We start from the raw sequence: 15,988 nt of genomic DNA on the forward strand, positions 1-15,988 counted from the left end.
CCATGCGGGTGGCGCGGCCTTCACGCTCACACCCATCGCCCACAAGCGCGGCGTGGCCGTGCTGCGCTGCTCGCCAGACGCCAGCGGCAAGATTCCGCCCCGCCCCGTGCTGCTCAAGATCGAGCACGAAGCCCGCAAGCTCGCCCATGAACATCTGCTGGTCTTTGCCGACGCGGGCGAAACCATGCTCACGTGGCTGTGGGTGCTGCGCGCGCCGGGCCAGCCCGCCAGTACCCGCACCCATACCTGGCACAAGGGGCAAAGCGGCGAAGCGTTGCGTCAGAAGCTCTCGCAAATCGTCTGGTCGCTGGAAGCAGAAGAGGCCATCACCCTCACCGACGTCATCACCGGACTGCGCCGCGCCTTCGACCGCGACAGGGTTTCCAAGAGCTTCTACGACAAGTTCAAGGCCCAGCACGACGCCTTTGCCGCCTTCATCACGGGCCTGAACCAGACGGCAGACCGAGCCTGGTACGCCTCGCTCATGCTCAACCGGCTGATGTTCGCCTACTTCATCCAGAAAAAGGCTTTCTGGACGGCGACGAAAACTATCTGCAAAACCGCATGTCCCAGGTGCAGCAGGCGGCTGGCAAAGGGCAGTTCCACAGCTTCTACCGCCGGTTTCTGCGCCGCCTGTTCCACGACGGGCTGGGCCAACCCCAACCGCGCGACGCCGGCCTGAACCAACTCATCGGCGCGAACATTCCCTACCTGAACGGCGGCCTGTTCGACGTGCATGAACTCGAAGCTCATCAGGACATAGACGTACCCGACGAAGCCTTCGAGAAACTGTTTGCATTCTTCGACGCCTGGGACTGGCACCTGGACGACCGCCCCTTGACAAGCGGCAAGGAAATCAACCCCGACGTGCTCGGTTACATCTTCGAGAAATACATCAACCAAAAGCAGATGGGGGCGTACTACACCAAGGAAGACATCACCGAGTACATCAGCAAGAACACCGTCATCCCGCATCTGCTGGAGAAGGCGCGCGAACGCTGCAGAGTAGCGTTCGAGGGCGATTCATCGGTGTGGAAGCTGCTCCAGGCCGAGCCGGATCGCTACATCTACCCGGCGATGAAGACCGAAGGTGCGTTGCCCACCGAAACCGAGCGCGAACTGGCCGACCGTCGCCAACGCTGTCAAGACCTGCGTCACAAGCTTGTGCAAGGCGAAATCCAATCCGCCGATGACCTCATCACCCTGAACCTGGACATCCGCCAGTTCATGCAGGACGTGATCGACACCACCACCGGCCCGGAGCTGCTGCGCGCCGTGTGGCAGGCCATCGTGGGCCGCGTGCCGGAGAAGTCGAACGAGAAATTCCGCCACGGCATCACCATCCTCGACCCGACCTGCGGCTCGGGCGCATTTCTATTCGCCGCGCTGGGCGTGCTGGAGCCGCTGTATGCCGCCTGCCTGGACCGCATGGCAGGCTTTGTCGAAGACGCGCAGAAACTCGGCAGGGCCGCCGAACCCGACTTCGTGAAGGTTTTGGACGAGGTGAAGAAACACCCCTCGCCCGACTACTACATCTACAAAAGCATCATCCTGCACAACCTGTTCGGCGTGGACATCATGGCCGAGGCGGTAGAGATTTGTAAGCTGCGCCTGTTCCTCAAACTCGTCTCTCAGGTGGACAAGGGCCAGCAACTGGAGCCGCTGCCCGACATCGACTTCAACATCCGTGCAGGCAACACGCTGGTCGGTTATGCCACCGAAGCGCAGTTCGATGCCTCGGGTGACCTGGCCAGCGACCAGCAACGCAAATCCGACATCAAGGCGGATATTGCCGACTTGGCCGACCTTTTCACCCGCTTCCGCGAACAGCAAACCGTGCAGGGCGGCAAGGTCACGGCGCAGGACAAGCGCACGCTGCGCGACAAGCTCAAGGGCTTGAGCGTGGAACTTGACCGCTATCTGGCACACGACTACGGCATCAACCCCAGCAATGCAAAAGCCTTTGCCGACTGGCGCGCAAGCCACCAGCCTTTCCATTGGTTCGCCGAGTTCTACGGCGTGATGCGCGAAGGTGGGTTCGATGTGGTCATCGGCAACCCGCCCTATGTCGCCAAGCGCAGGGTCACGGGCTACACCGTCAAGGGCTATGCCACCGAAGATTGCACTGACATCTACGCCTGGTGCCTGGAGCGCGTCATCGCCATCGCCCATCCCAAGGCGCATACCGGCATGATCGTTCCACTTAGCCTGTCCTTCAGCGGCGATTTCGACGTTCTGCGCAAGTTGCTCTACAACCGCTACCGGACCAACTGGTTTTCACACTTCGCCCGCATACCCGCCGCGCTATTTGCGGCCGATGTGCGGGTGCGCAACACCATCCACATCGGCAAGCTCGGCAGCGGCACGCAAAGCGCGCAATACACCTCGCGCCTGCACCGCTGGTTTGAAGAGGCGCGGCCCCATCTCTTCGCCACGCTGTCCTACGCCAGCTTCATGCCGGAGCTTTGGAAACACCGCATTCCCAAACTCAATACGCAGGCGCTCATCGCCGCATTCGAGCAACTACTCGCTCCCGGCCATCACACGGTTGAACGCCATCTGAACCCCGGGGCCACGCCACACCGTCTGCATTTCAAGAAGACGGCCTACAACTGGTTGTCTTTCACACACGAGGAAGCGCCTTGCTTCGATGCGCGTGGCCAGCGCGTGCCACAAACGAAATATGGCGACATCAGTTTTGCCAGTGCCGAAGAATGCGATCTGGCATTTCATCTGCTCAACGGCAAGCTCCAGTTCAGCTTTTGGATTGCCATCGGCGACGACTTCGATGTGACCAAATGGATGTTCGCCGACTTGCCCCTGCATCCGGCCAAGCTGTCGGCAGCACAACGGCAGCGACTCCAGGAACTGACGCCATCCTTGAAGGCAGCGGTTGAAGATGCCGTGCAATACAAGCTCAATGCGGGCAAGCGCGTCGGCAACTACAACCTGGCCAAGTGCCGCCCCGTCACCGATCAGGCCGACCACATCTATGCGCAGGCGTTCGGCCTGACGCCGGTGTGGGACGACATCGAATTGCTCTACGCACAAACCGTCAAGACCGACTTTGAAGACGGCGCGGACGATGAAGCATGAAGCCCACACCCATCCTGCTGCCGCCCCACCTCACCCCACGCATAGCCACTGATCTCGCAACCCGCTTCATCGGCATCGGCAACCCTGCCCTGCTCGCCGAGCCGCTGCTGGGCCTCATCGCCTCGCGCCAATGCCCTGGCCACGTCTTCATTGAAACGTTGGAGCGCGTGCCGCAATGGGCCAAGGCTGGCCGCGTGCTCGTCAGCGGCTTCCACTCCCCGCTGGAACAACAGGTGCTGCACTCCCTGCTGCGCCGCCAGGGCCGCGCCGTCAAAGTGCTGGCCCGCCACCTGCTCCCAGACCGCGACTATCGCCCCGCCGCAGAGGAGCGCGAGCCCCTGGCACAAGGTCGCCTGCTCATCGTCAGCGCCAGCCCCGCCACTGAAACCCGCACCACCCGCGCCTCGGCGCTTGCCCGCAACGGTCTGGTGCTGGTCCTTGCCCGTGAGCATTGGGCGCCTCGGATTGCGCCGGAGAGCCCGCTGACTGCACTGCGGGCCGACGACGTGGTGTGAACACCTCCACGGCACCTATGAATTGGATAGCACAAACTGCAGAATCGACGGCGACCGGGGCCTGGAATCGCTTGAAATGGAAGCGCCCGGCCGGGGGCATCAATGGGCCTGCTCCCAATTCGGCCCCACGCCCACCTCGGCCAGCAGAGGCACCTTCAGCTCGGCCACGCCGGCCATCAACCGGGGCACTTCGCCCTTGACCCAATCGACCTCGGCTTCGGGCACTTCAAAGACCAGTTCGTCATGCACCTGCATGATCATGCGCGTGGCGCGCTGCTCTTTGCAGCGCATCCTGCACGGCCAGCATGGACTTCTTGATCAGATCGGCTGCCGTTCCCTGCATCGGCGCGTTGATGGCGGCGCGCTCTGCGGCGGCGCGACGCGGGCCGTTGGGGCTGTTGATCTCGGGCAGGATCAGGCGACGCCCGAACACGGTCTCGACGTAACCCTTGGCTTTCGCCGCCAGGCGCGTCTCGTCCATGTAGCGCTTGACGCCTGGATAGCGCTCGAAATAGCGCTCGATGTAGTTGCGCGCCGCCGTGTTGTCTATGCCCAAGTTGCGGGCCAGGCCGAAGCTGCTCATGCCGTAGATCAGCCCGAAGTTGATGACCTTGGCGTAGCGGCGCTGCTCGCTGCTGACCTGATCGGCGGCCAGGCCGAACACCTCGGCCGCGGTGGCACGGTGCACGTCCAGCCCGTCGGTGAAGGCGCGCAGCAGCGCTTCGTCGCCGGAAAGGTGCGCCATGATGCGCAGCTCGATCTGACTGTAGTCGGCGCTGACGATGACGTGGCCCGGCGGTGCGACAAAGGCCTCGCGAATGCGCCGGCCTTCCGTGGTGCGGATGGGAATGTTCTGCAGGTTCGGGTCGTTGCTGGACAGCCGTCCGGTCACGGCCACCGCCTGCGCGTAGTGCGTGTGTACGCGACCGGTGGTCGGGTTGACCATCTGCGGCAGCTTGTCGGTGTAGGTGCCTTTCAGCTTGGACAGGCTCCGATGCTCCAGAATGCGCGCCGGCAACGGATAGTCTTCGGCCAGCTTCTCCAGCACTTCCTCGTCGGTGCTGGGCTTGCCGGTGGCGGTTTTCTTGACCACGGGCAGGCCGAGCTTGTCGAAGAAGATTTCGCCGATCTGCTTGGGCGATCCGAGGTTGAACGACTGGCCGGCGAGTTCGTGCGCCTCCTGCTCCAGTTGCAGGATGCGCTGGCCCAGCTCGTGGCTTTGCTGGCGCAGCAGTTCGCTGTCGATCAGCACGCCGTGGCGCTCGATCAGGAACAGCACCTCGCTGGTGGCGATCTCCAGTTCGTAGATGCGCAGCAGGCCGGCGTTCTGCTGCAGGCGCGGCCACAGCGTGAGGTGCACGTCCAGCGTCTGGTCGGCGTCCTCGGCGCCGTAGTGCACGGCCTTGTCGAACGGCGCCTGCGCGAACGGAATCTGGTGCACGCCCTTGCCGCACAGGTCTTCGTAGCTGGTGCCGCTGCGGCCCAGGTGCCGGTCGGCCAGGCTGGCCAGGCCGTGCGGGCGGTGCACTTCCAGCACGTAGCTCTGCAGCATGGTGTCGTGCGCGTAGCCCGCCACCTGGATGCCGTGGTTGGCGAACACGTGGCGGTCGTACTTGATGTGCTGGCCGAGCTTCTTCTTCGATGCGTCTTCCAGCCAGGGCTTGAGCCGCGCCAGCACTTCATCCAGCGGCAGCTGCGCCGGCGCATCCGGCCCTGCGTGCGCCAGCGGGACGTAGGCCGCTTCACCCGGCGCCACGCTGAACGAGATGCCGACGATGCGCGCCTGCATCTCGTCGAGCGAGGTGGTTTCGGTGTCCAGCGCCGTCAGCTCGGCCGCATCGATCTTCGCCAGCCAGCGGTCGAAGGCGGGCCAGTCGAGCACCGTTTCGTAGCGCACATCGCCGCTCACCTGCGATGCGGCCGGTGCGTCGGCAAACAGGTCGTCGGCGGGCGCGGCGGCCGCTGCGGCGGGCTTGCGGGTGGGCTTGGCCGCTTCGGCGCCGGTCAAGGCCCTGGCCAGCGTCTTGAAACCGAAATTTTCATAAAAAGTGGCCAAATCGCCCTTCTGCTGGGCGCGAACAGCTATCGAATCAAGAGCTGGCAGACCCTCCACGTGGCCATCCAGATCGCAATCGGTGCGGATCTGCAGCAGCTGGCGGCCCAGCGGCAGCCAGTCGATCGCCTTGCGCAGGTTCTCGCCCGCGGCGCCCTTTATTTGCTCGGCGGCGGCCAGGATGCCTTGCAGCGAGCCATGCTCGTTCAGCCACTTGGCGGCGGTCTTGGGGCCGACCTTGTCGACGCCCGGCACGTTGTCGATGGCGTCGCCCAGCAGCACCTGGTAGTCGAGCATCTGGTCGGGCCGCACGCCGAACTCGGCCTGCACGCCGGCTTCGTCGCGGCGCTTGCCGCTCATGGTGTCGATGATGCTGATGTGCGGCGTGACAAGCTGCGCCAGGTCCTTGTCGCCGCTGGAGATGACCACCTCCACCCCTGCTGCGCGGCCGCGTGCGCCAGCGTTCCGATCACGTCGTCGGCCTCCACGCCGGGCACGGCCAGCACCGTCCAGCCCAGCAGCCGCACCACTTCGTGGATCGGCTCGATCTGGCTGCGCAGGCCGTCGGGCATGGGTGCGCGGTTGGCCTTGTAGTCGGGGTACAGGTCGTCGCGGAAGGTCTTGCCCGGCGCATCGAACACGCAGGCGGCGTACTGGGCGTCGGGGTATTCCTTGCGCAGCGCGCCCAGCATGTTGATCATGCCGCGGATGGCGCCCGTGGGCTGGCTGGCCGGGTCGGCGGGGTCCGCGCGCAGGTCGGGCATGGCGTGGTAGGCGCGGTACAGGTAGCTGGAGCCGTCGACCAGCAGCAGGCGCGGCGGCTGCGCGGCGGCTGGCGCGGCGTCGGAGGGTGTCGGTCATGCCGGCATTGTGCACGCCGTCCTACGGCCCGCCAGCGTGGCCCGCCTAGAATACGGGCATGCGTTCCCTCACCGTCTTCAAGGCCCTGATCGCCGCCTGCGGCCTGTCCCTGCTGGCCCCGCTGGCCGTGGCGCAGACCGCGCCCGCCCCTGCCGCCGGCACCGTGCGCGACGAGCCCGTGCTGGACCGCAATACGCAGCGCGTGGAACACATCCAGCACGAGGACGCCGGCAGCCGCGTGAACGAGGTGCGCGTGGGCGGCGAAACCAAGAGCATCACCGTGCAGCCCAAGGCGCGCGCGCCCTCGTACGACGTGCAGCCCACCGACCCCAGCGGCACCCGCGCCGGCAGCCGCGAAGCCGGGCCCGGCAGCACCGGCCCCCGGGTCTGGAAACTGCATCAATTCTGATAGCGCATCGCGCAAGCTGGACAAGCGCCACATGGCGGTTTACACCGAAGTCTCCGAGGACGAGGCCCGTGCCCTGCTGCATTCGCTGGGCCTGGGCGAGTTGACGTCGCTGCGCGGCATCGAGGGCGGCATCGAGAACACCAACTACTTCGCCAGCACCGAGCAGGCCGGCGAGCCGCGCGACTGGGTGCTCACGCTGTTCGAGCGCCTGACGCACGCGCAACTGCCCTTCTACCTGCACCTGATGAAGCACCTGGCCGAGCACGGCGTGCCCGTGCCTGATCCGCAGGCCAAGGCCGAGGGCGTGCGCATCGGCCCCGGTGAAGACGACATCCTGCACACCGTGTGCGGCAAGCCCGCCGCCGTGGTCAACCGCCTGCGCGGCAAGAGCGAACTGGCCCCCGGCCCTGCGCACTGCGCCGCCGTGGGCGAGATGCTGGCGCGCGCCCACCTGGCCGCGCGCGACTACGACCGCCGCCTGCCCAACCTGCGCGGCCTGGCGTGGTGGAACGAGACCGTGCCGGTGGTGCTGCCGCACCTGGAGCCGGAGCAGGCCGCGGTGATCCGCGCCGAGCTGGCCTACCAGAACCACGTGGCCGCCAGCTCGGCCTATGCCGCACTGCCGCGCGGCCCGGTGCACGCCGACCTGTTCCGCGACAACGTGATGTTCGAGGGCACGCCCGAGCAGCCGGTGCTCAGCGGCTTCTTCGACTGGTACTTCGCCGGCGTCGACACCTGGTTGTTCGACCTGGCGGTGACGCTGAACGACTGGGCCATCGACCTGCCCACCGGCGCCACCGACGAAGCGCGCACCCAGGCCCTGCTGAACGCCTACCAGTCGGTGCGCCCGCTCACCGACGCCGAGCGCCGCCTGCTGCCCGCCATGCTGCGCGCCGGCGCGCTGCGCTTCTGGGTGTCGCGCCTGTGGGACTGGCACCTGCCGCGCGAGGCCAGCATGCTGACGCCGCACGACCCGCGCCATTTCGAACGCGTGCTGCGCCAGCGCGTTGCCGCGCCGCTGCACGCATGAAGCTCAACATCGTTCCCGCCCGCACCGGCACGCAGTGGGTGCGCGAAGGCGTGCGCACCTTCTTCAAACAGCCGCTGGCCATGGCCGGGCTGTTCTTCATGTTCATGGCCAGCCTGTCGGTGGCGGCCTTCATGCCGCTGGTGGGCGGCCTGCTGGCGCTGGTGCTGGTGCCGGCCCTCACGGCCGGGCTGATGGCCGCCGCGCGCGAGGCCGAGGCCGGGCGCTTTCCGATGCCGATGACGCTGTTCATCGCCTTCCGCCAGGGCCCGCAGGCCACGCGCGCCATGCTGATGCTGGGCGCGCTGTATGCCGTGGCCGTGCTGCTGGTGATGGGCGCCTCGGCGCTGATCGACGGCGGGCGCTTTGCGCAGCTGTATGTGGGCGGCGGCGGCATCACGCCCGAGCTGGTGATGGACCCGCAGTTCCGCTTCGCCATGTGGATGTCCACCCTGCTCTACCTGCCGGTGTCGCTGGCCTTCTGGCATGCGCCGGCGCTGGTGCACTGGCACGGCGTGGCGCCGGTCAAGAGCCTGTTCTTCAGCCTGGTCGCGGTGCTGAAGAACACCCGCGCCTACCTGCTGTACGGCCTGATGTGGATGCTGATGTCGTTTGCCGGCGGCATGGTGCTGCTGGTGTTGACGGCGCTGAGCGGCAGCGCCGCCGTGGCCTCGGCCGGCCTGCTGCCGGTGGCGCTGCTGATCGCGTCGATGTTCTTCACCTCGCTGTGGTTCACCTTCCGCGACAGCTTCTCGGACAGCGCCCCGCCCGGGGACGCCGCCGCGCCACCCGCGTCGGCCTGAGCGTCACGGCAACGTCACACCAGCGTCAACCGGCTTTCACATGACCTCGGCAGCATGGGGCGGTTTCAACCGACCCTATCTGCCGACATGAACCTCGCCCTGCCCGCCTCCGCCGCGCCATGATGCTGGCCTCCATCGCCCTCGCCGCTGCCCTTGTGGCCTGCGGCGGCAGCGACGACAACGACACGCCGGCGCAGCAGCCGCTGGCGCTAACCATCGCCCACATCAACGACCACCACTCCAACCTGGACGCCTTCGCCGCCCAGACGATGAAGATCGGCGGCGTGGACACGCAGGTGGAGCTGGGCGGTTTTGCCCGCGTCTCCCAGGCCTTCAAGGCCTACGAAGGCCGCGACGACGTGCTGAAGCTGCACGCCGGCGACGCCAACACCGGCACGCTGTACTACACCCTGTTCAAGGGCCAGGCCGACGCCGACCTGATGAACACCATCTGCTTCGACGCCATGGCCGCGGGCAACCACGAGTTCGACGACGGCGACGCGCAGTTCAAGAGCTTCATCGACCACCTGCACACCGGCGCCTGCCAGACGCCCGTGCTGGCCGCCAACATCAAGCCCCAGGTGGGCACGCCGCTGGCACCCAAGGCCACCGACGACTACCTCAAGCCCTACACCATCAAGACCGTGAAGGGCGTTCAGGTCGGCATCATCGGCCTCACCGTCAAGGGCAAGACGCAGAACTCCTCCAGCCCGCTGGCCACCACCGTGTTCGAGGACGAAGCCGTGGCCGCGCAGCGCACCATCGACCAGCTCAAGGGCCAGGGCGTCAAGCACATCGTGCTGCTGACCCACATCGGCTACCAGGACGACAAGCGCCTGGCCGCGCAACTGACCGACGTCGATGTCATCATCGGCGGCGACTCGCACACCCTGCTGGGCGACTTCTCGCACCTGGGCAGCGGCTATGCCGCGGCTGGCGCCTACCCCACGCAGGCGGTCAACAAGGACGGCAAGCCCGTCTGCATCGGCCAGGCGTGGGAATACAGCAAGGCCATCGGCGAGATGCGCGTGAGCTTCAACGACCAGGGCGAAGTCACCGCCTGCGGCGGCCAGGCCGCGCTGGTCATCGGCGACAGCTTCAAGCGCCAGGACGCCGAAGGCAAGTGGGCCGCCGTCGATGCCGCCACGCAGCAGCAGATCGTGGCCGCCGTCAACGCCGACCCGAGCCTGAAGATGCTGACCGCCGACCCCGGCGCCGCCGGCGTGCTGAAGGCCTATTCGGGCCAGGTCGATGAGCTGAAGAAGCAGACCATCGGCACCGCCACCGAGGCCCTGTGCCTGGTGCGCCCCCGGCCACACCACCAACCGCAGCGCCGGCACGCCCGGCTGCGAAGACGCCAACAAGCTGGCGCGCGGCAGCGACATCGCCCAGGTGGTGGCGCAGTCCTTCCTCAGCGCCAGCCTGCGCGCCGACATCGCCATCCAGAACGCCGGCGGCGTGCGCGTGCCGGTGAAGGCCGGCCCCATCACCATGGGTGACGCCTTCACCGTGCTGCCCTTCACCAACGTGCTGGTCGAACTGCCGCTGACCGGCGCGCAAGTGGCCGCCGTGCTGGAAGACGCCGTGGCCGCCTACCTGGACGCCGGTCAGGCCGAAGGCGGTGGCCACCCCTACGCCGCCGGCCTGCGCTGGCACCTGGACATGAGCCAGGCCAAGGGCGCGCGCTTCACGCAGATCGAGGTGAAGGACCGCGCCACCGGCAACTGGTCAGCCATCGACCCGGCCAAGACCTACATCGTCGCCACCAACGACTTCATCGCCAAGGGCCAGGACGGCTACGCCACCTTCAAGCCCATCTACGACAGCGGCAACTACGTCAACAACTACCTGCTCTACACGCAGACCTTCGTCGACTACATCCGCGCTCAGGGCACGGTGAGCCGCCCCGCCGCCGGTGAGTACTCGCACCAGTCGGTGATCACCAAGGACGGCACCAAGCTGCCCTGACCGGCCCCGCGCCCGCCGCAGCGCCCGCCCTCGCCCGGCGGGCGTTGGCGCTTTCGGGCGGCTGCGGCGTTCGATGACGAATGACAAATGACCTCGCTGCGCTTCGATGACAAAGCGGCGGGGGTCTGGTTGAAAGCCCGCTGGAAAGCAGGCCCGCGCGGGGGGACCTGTCAAATTTTATTGATAGTCAAAACAGGCTCCAGCGCCTGTCTACCGGGCGCAAGCAGCTTCTCTATTGATATTTGACTTCCGCGCCAAATGGCTATCGCCTGATTTCGTCTGGCCAACCCAGCCGGCCGTTCTGCGCGGCTTGACGACGACATGACACCGGCGATGCGCGGAACGCCTCGCACGCCGCTGGCGTCATGGCGGCGCAGCCGCCGTCATCGAAGCGCAGCGAGGTCATTTGTCATTCGTCATCAGACGCGGCAGCGCTTCAATCCACCACCGTCAGCTTGGCCACAGCCAGCGCCAGCCACTGACGCCGTGGCGCGGAAAGCTGACCTGCGCGCGCGCATCGTCGCCCGTGCCTTCCACCGCCAGCACCTTGCCTTCGCCGAACTTGTTGTGAAACACCTGCTGGCCGGCGGCGATGCCGTGCGACGGCGCGGCCTTGCGCGGGGGCAGCGGCGCGGCGGCAAAGCTTGAATCGAGGGCACTGGTGCCCCAGGCGGGACGGGCGCCGGCAGCTCCTGAGACAGAAGCACCGATGTCGGCAAAGCCGCTGCGCCGCGGCGTGATCCACTTCAGCGCATCCTCGGGCAGTTCTTCCAGAAAGCGGCTGCGGATGTGGTAGCGCGTCTGCCCGTGCAGCATGCGCGTCTGCGCGTGGCTCAGGTACAGGCGCTTGCGCGCGCGCGTGATGGCCACATACATCAGGCGGCGCTCTTCCTCCAGCCCGTCCATGTCGCTCATCGCGTTCTCGTGCGGAAACAGGCCCTCCTCCAGCCCGGTGATGAACACGGCGTCGAACTCCAGCCCCTTGCTGGCGTGCACCGTCATCAGCTGCACCGCGTCCTGCCCGGCCTGGGCCTGGTTGTCGCCGGCTTCCAGCGCGGCGTGGGTCAGGAAGGCGGCCAGCGGGCTGAGGGTTTCCCCGGTGGCAGCGTCGGGGGCCAGGGAGGCCCCACCCTCACCCATGCCCTCTCCCGCCAGCGGGAGAGGGAGTGAATCTGCGGCGCCCGGCTGTTGGCTCCCTCTCCCCGCTGGGGAGAGGGCAGGGGTGAGGGCAGCGGCGCATCCAGCATCGGCCCCTCCGGATCCAGCCCCTGGCTCACCGGGCTCTGCGTCAGCCCCGCCGTCTCATCCACCGGCAGCGCCACCGCATCGCGGCCGAAGCCTTCCTGCGTGACGAAGCTCTCGGCCGCGCTCGCCAGTTCCTCCAGGTTTTCGATGCGGTCGGCGCCTTCGCGGTCGGCGCGGTAGTGCTCGATCAGGCCGCTGGATTCCAGCATCGCCTCGATGATCTCGCGCAGCGTCTGGCCGGCGGTCTGCTCGCGCAGCACATCGATCTTCGCCACGAAGGCGCCCAGGTTGGCGCCGGCCTTGCCGCTCACGGCGCTCACCGCGTCGTGCAGCGAGGTGCCCACCGCGCGCGCCGCGTCCTGCAACTGCTCCAGCGTGCGCGCGCCGATGCCGCGCGGCGGAAAGTTGACCACGCGCAGAAAGCTGGTGTCGTCGCGCGGGTTCTCCAGCAGGCGCAGGTAGGCCAGCGCGTGCTTCACCTCCGCCCGCTCGAAAAAGCGCAGCCCGCCATACACGCGGTACGGCACGCCGGCGTTGAACAGCTGTGTCTCGATCACCCGGCTTTGCGCGTTGCTGCGGTACAGGATGGCGATTTCCTTGCGCTCGTAGGCCTCGCCCTTCACCAGCTGGCGCAGCTCATCGACCACCCATTCGGCTTCGGCGAAGTCGCTCGGGGCTTCATAGACGCGCACCGGCTCGCCCGCGCCGGCGTCGGTGCGCAGGTTCTTGCCCAACCGCCTTTTGTTGTGGGCGATCAGCGCGTTGGCCGAGTCGAGGATGTTGCTGTGGCTGCGGTAGTTCTGCTCCAGCTTGATCTGGTGCTGGACGTTGAACTCGCGCACGAAGTCGGCCATGTTGCCCACGCGCGCGCCGCGAAAGGCGTAGATGCTCTGGTCGTCGTCGCCCACGGCCAGCACGGCGCCGCCGCCCTCGCCCGGCAGCCCGGCGATCATCTTGATCCAGGCGTACTGCAGCCGGTTGGTGTCCTGAAACTCGTCGATCAGGATATGCCGAAAGCGCCGGCGGTAATGCTCGCGCACCGCGTCGTTGTCGCGCAGCAGCTCGTAGCTGCGCAGCATCAGCTCGCCGAAATCGACCACGCCCTCGCGCTGGCACTGCTCTTCATACAGCTGGTAGATCTCGGCCTTCTTGCGGCTTTCGCCGTCGCGCACTTCCACATCGCCGGGGCGCAGGCCGTCTTCCTTGCAGCCGCTGATGAACCACTGCAGCTGCTTGGGCGGAAAGCGCTCCTCGTCCACGTTGAACTGTTTGCACAGCCGCTTGATGGCCGAGAGCTGGTCCTGCGTGTCGAGGATCTGGAACGCCTGCGGCAGATTCGCCAGCTTGTGGTGCGCGCGCAGGAAGCGGTTGCACAGCCCGTGGAAGGTGCCGATCCACATGCCGCGCACGTTCAGCGGCAGCATGGCCGTCAGCCGCGCCACCATCTCCTTGGCCGCCTTGTTGGTGAAGGTGACGGCCAGCACCCCACCGGGCGACACCTGGCCGGTCTGCAGCAGCCAGGCGATGCGCGTGGTGAGCACGCGCGTCTTGCCCGAGCCGGCGCCGGCCAGGATCAGCGCAGGCTCGGGCGGCAGGGTGACGGCGGCGCGCTGTTCGGGGTTGAGGCCGGCGAGGATGGGCAGGTCGGTGCCGGTCGGTGAACTGTCTGCAAGCATCTCGTCGATTGTAGAAAGCGACGAGGCATGAGTAGTCGTTGCCCGTTGGGTTGACGCCTATCGCCTAGGCTGTAATGCCCTGCCCATATGGCGCATTCATCCAGCCCATCAAAGAGAGGAGACCTCGCACCATGCACGCCCGCCTTCGACATCGACGCCGCTGGCATACCGCCGCCGCCACCGCCCTGCTGCTCGGCCTGGTGGCGTGCGGTGGCTCGGACGACGATGCACCCACGACGGGAAACGAGGGGACGACCCCGCCCCTGCCCGCCGCGACCGCGCCGCCTCCCCGGTGCCCAAGTTCACCTACGCGCCCGACCCGCAGGTCTGCGCATGGGTCGATGCGCACGTCAAGCCGTTCCAGTGGCCGGCGACCACCGTCGGCCCGCGCACCTGGCCGGAAGTGGCGCCCGTAATCACCCATGCCCATCCGGTACGCGACGCGACGGGCACGCCGTACTACACGGTCGAGTCAAACGACTGGGTGCTGTCGGCCCATTACGCCGGGCAGGCACAGGCGCTGGGTGTACCGCCCGCCACCTTCGCGGATCCGGCAGACGGCCGTGCCGTGTGGCGACCTCACACCCGACTCTGGGCGCAGCAATTGGCCTGCACGCATGACCTCGCGCTCGACAGCTTCAGCGATACCCGCGTCAGTGCCTACATGCCGGACGAGGTCGCTGCCCGGCTGGCGCATGAGCAGTACGCCGTGCGGATCAGTCAAACCGATCTCTGCGCGCCGTCCGACTTCGTCTTCACTGGCATGCAGCCGCCCCCGCTGCCGCCCGAATGCGATGCACCCGCCCGGTAGCCGGCCATCGCCGTAGCAACGCCACGCGCCCTGCCAACCCCACTAGAATCAAGCACCGGGCCCAAGTTTTCTTGGCCCGGTTTTTTGTGCCCGCCACAACGCGCGGTGCAAACGCCGCGGCCAGGCCAAGCGCCCATCTTTTCAACTTTTGAATGGAGCTTGGGTTCAATGGAAATCTTCGACTACGACCACATCCTGCTGCTGCCGCGCAAGTGCCGCGTGCAGAGCCGCAGCGAGTGCGATGCCAGCATCGAATTCGGCGGCCGCAGCTTCAAGCTGCCGGTGGTGCCCTCCAACATGAAGACGGTGGTGGACGAGCCGATGTGCGAATGGCTGGCCGCGCACGGCTACTTCTACGTGATGCACCGCTTCGACCTCGACAACGTGGCCTTCGTCCGCGCCATGAAGGCCAAGGGCTTGTTCGCCTCGATCTCGCTGGGCGTCAAGCAGCCCGACTACGACACGGTGGACCAACTGGCCGCCGAGGGGCTGGTGCCCGAATACATCACCATCGACATCGCCCACGGCCACGCCGACACGGTGCGCGAGATGATCGGCTACCTGAAGAAGAAGCTGCCCGGCAGCTTCATCATTGCCGGCAACGTGGCCACGCCCGAAGCGGTGATCGACCTGGAAAACTGGGGCGCCGACGCCACCAAGGTGGGCGTGGGCCCGGGCAAGGTGTGCATCACGCGGCTGAAGACGGGCTTTGGCACCGGCGGCTGGCAGCTCAGCGCGCTGAAGTGGTGCGCCCGCGTGGCCACCAAGCCCATCGTGGCCGACGGCGGCATCCGCCACCACGGCGACATTGCCAAGAGCATCCGCTTTGGCGCCACCATGGTGATGATCGGCTCGCTGTTCGCGGGGCACGAGGAATCGCCCGGCCGCACGGTGGAGGTGGATGGCGAGCTGTTCAAGGAGTACTACGGCTCGGCCAGCGACTTCAACAAGGGCGAATACCGCCACGTCGAAGGTAAGCGCATCCTGGAGCCGATCAAGGGCAAGCTGGCCGACACGCTGGTGGAGATGGAGCAGGACGTGCAAAGCTCGATCAGCTACGCCGGCGGCAAGAAGCTGCTGGACATCCGCAAGGTGAACTACGTCATCCTGGGCGGCGACAACGCGGGCGAGCACCTGCTGATGTGAGGCGCGGCGCCTCCTGTGTTGTGGGAGCGGGCTTGCCCGCGATGCAGCGTCTGCAGTGGGCGAAGCGCCCATCGCGGGCAAGCCCGCTCCCACAAGAGAATCACAAGCCAAATTAGGCTCTAGCGCCCGTCCAGCAAGCGCGAGAAGCTACCTAAATAATAGCGTCAGAGAATCCAGCCATCCGCAAGGTGAACTACGTCATCTTGGGCGGCGACAACGCGGGCGAGCATCTGCTGATGTGAAGCGCGGCGCTTCCTGTGTTGTGGGAGCGGGCTTGCCCGCGATAGCAGCGTCTGCCGCGGGCGAAGCGCCCATCGCGGGCAAGCCCGCTCCCACAAAAACCACAAGCGAAATCAGCCTCCAGCGCCCGTCCAACAA

Annotated in this window: 11 protein-coding genes and 2 pseudogenes; 11 read left to right on the top strand and 2 right to left on the bottom strand. The window is 66.7% G+C overall.

Annotated features, from left to right (window positions below):
* Window positions 1-52 precede the first annotated feature (52 nt).
* Genes H0I39_RS01440 through H0I39_RS01450 form a run of 3 tightly spaced genes read left to right on the top strand, consistent with a single transcriptional unit; the run spans window position 53 to window position 3,611 of the window.
* The gene (locus H0I39_RS01440; protein ID WP_180549317.1) at window positions 53-682 is read left to right on the top strand and encodes a hypothetical protein; all 630 of its coding nucleotides are present in this window, start codon (window positions 53-55) and stop codon (window positions 680-682) included.
* Complete coding sequence (locus H0I39_RS01445; RefSeq protein ID WP_180549318.1) at window positions 565-3,096, top strand: Eco57I restriction-modification methylase domain-containing protein; 2,532 nt, start codon at window positions 565-567, stop codon at window positions 3,094-3,096. Before H0I39_RS01440 ends, H0I39_RS01445 begins: the two co-directional genes overlap by 118 nt.
* Complete coding sequence (locus H0I39_RS01450; RefSeq protein WP_180549319.1) at window positions 3,093-3,611, top strand: hypothetical protein; 519 nt, start codon at window positions 3,093-3,095, stop codon at window positions 3,609-3,611. The genes H0I39_RS01445 and H0I39_RS01450 overlap by 4 nt, the downstream gene beginning before the upstream one ends.
* A 99-nt stretch (window positions 3,612-3,710) precedes the next feature.
* Here H0I39_RS01450 and polA read toward each other — a convergent pair.
* Window positions 3,711-6,476: pseudogene (gene polA, locus H0I39_RS01455) on the bottom strand (DNA polymerase I).
* 107 nt (window positions 6,477-6,583) lie between these two features.
* On the opposite strand from polA, the gene H0I39_RS01460 reads away from it, so the two are divergent.
* From H0I39_RS01460 to H0I39_RS01480, 6 genes are all read left to right on the top strand, one after another.
* On the top strand, window positions 6,584-6,934 hold the full coding sequence (locus tag H0I39_RS01460; RefSeq protein WP_180549320.1) for a hypothetical protein: 351 nt from the start codon (window positions 6,584-6,586) through the stop codon (window positions 6,932-6,934).
* Window positions 6,935-6,965: 31 nt separating this feature from the next.
* On the top strand, window positions 6,966-7,964 hold the full coding sequence (locus tag H0I39_RS01465) for a homoserine kinase (RefSeq protein WP_180549321.1): 999 nt from the start codon (window positions 6,966-6,968) through the stop codon (window positions 7,962-7,964).
* Window positions 7,961-8,764, top strand: coding sequence for a BPSS1780 family membrane protein (locus H0I39_RS01470; RefSeq protein ID WP_180549322.1), 804 nt, complete (start codon window positions 7,961-7,963; stop codon window positions 8,762-8,764). The genes H0I39_RS01465 and H0I39_RS01470 overlap by 4 nt, the downstream gene beginning before the upstream one ends.
* Window positions 8,765-8,883: 119 nt before the next feature.
* On the top strand, window positions 8,884-10,263 hold the full coding sequence (locus tag H0I39_RS01475; RefSeq protein ID WP_257645549.1) for a metallophosphoesterase: 1,380 nt from the start codon (window positions 8,884-8,886) through the stop codon (window positions 10,261-10,263).
* A complete protein-coding gene (locus H0I39_RS21280) occupies window positions 10,160-10,732 on the top strand; it encodes a 5'-nucleotidase C-terminal domain-containing protein (RefSeq protein WP_308645730.1) in 573 nt (190 codons plus the stop codon). The genes H0I39_RS01475 and H0I39_RS21280 overlap by 104 nt, the downstream gene beginning before the upstream one ends.
* An 87-nt stretch (window positions 10,733-10,819) precedes the next feature.
* Complete coding sequence (locus H0I39_RS01480) at window positions 10,820-10,978, top strand: hypothetical protein (RefSeq protein WP_180549323.1); 159 nt, start codon at window positions 10,820-10,822, stop codon at window positions 10,976-10,978.
* 190 nt (window positions 10,979-11,168) lie between these two features.
* On the opposite strand, the pseudogene H0I39_RS01485 reads toward H0I39_RS01480, so the two are convergent.
* Window positions 11,169-13,653: pseudogene (locus tag H0I39_RS01485) on the bottom strand (UvrD-helicase domain-containing protein).
* A 292-nt stretch (window positions 13,654-13,945) separates the two neighbouring features.
* Here H0I39_RS01485 and H0I39_RS01490 point away from each other — a divergent pair.
* Both H0I39_RS01490 and H0I39_RS01495 read left to right on the top strand, forming a co-directional pair.
* Complete coding sequence (locus H0I39_RS01490) at window positions 13,946-14,464, top strand: hypothetical protein (protein WP_180549324.1); 519 nt, start codon at window positions 13,946-13,948, stop codon at window positions 14,462-14,464.
* A gap of 168 nt (window positions 14,465-14,632) precedes the next feature.
* A complete protein-coding gene (locus H0I39_RS01495) occupies window positions 14,633-15,610 on the top strand; it encodes a GMP reductase (protein ID WP_180549325.1) in 978 nt (325 codons plus the stop codon).
* Window positions 15,611-15,988 lie beyond the last annotated feature (378 nt).

The sequence above is a fragment of the Ottowia beijingensis genome (assembly GCF_013423955.1).
Taxonomy (GTDB): Bacteria; Pseudomonadota; Gammaproteobacteria; order Burkholderiales; family Burkholderiaceae_C; genus Ottowia; species Ottowia beijingensis.

Bases quoted from the DNA above. Each gene is read 5' to 3' on its own strand.
- H0I39_RS01470 (WP_180549322.1), top strand. From the start codon at position 7,961: ATGAAGCTCAACATCGTTCCCGCCCGCACCGGCACGCAGTGGGTGCGC.
- H0I39_RS01450 (WP_180549319.1), top strand. From the start codon at position 3,093: ATGAAGCCCACACCCATCCTGCTGCCGCCCCACCTCACCCCACGCATA.
- H0I39_RS01465 (WP_180549321.1), top strand. From the start codon at position 6,966: ATGGCGGTTTACACCGAAGTCTCCGAGGACGAGGCCCGTGCCCTGCTG.
- H0I39_RS01460 (WP_180549320.1), top strand. From the start codon at position 6,584: ATGCGTTCCCTCACCGTCTTCAAGGCCCTGATCGCCGCCTGCGGCCTG.
- H0I39_RS01495 (WP_180549325.1), top strand. From the start codon at position 14,633: ATGGAAATCTTCGACTACGACCACATCCTGCTGCTGCCGCGCAAGTGC.
- H0I39_RS01475 (WP_257645549.1), top strand. From the start codon at position 8,884: ATGATGCTGGCCTCCATCGCCCTCGCCGCTGCCCTTGTGGCCTGCGGC.
- H0I39_RS01480 (WP_180549323.1), top strand. From the start codon at position 10,820: ATGACCTCGCTGCGCTTCGATGACAAAGCGGCGGGGGTCTGGTTGAAA.
- H0I39_RS01445 (WP_180549318.1), top strand. From the start codon at position 565: ATGTCCCAGGTGCAGCAGGCGGCTGGCAAAGGGCAGTTCCACAGCTTC.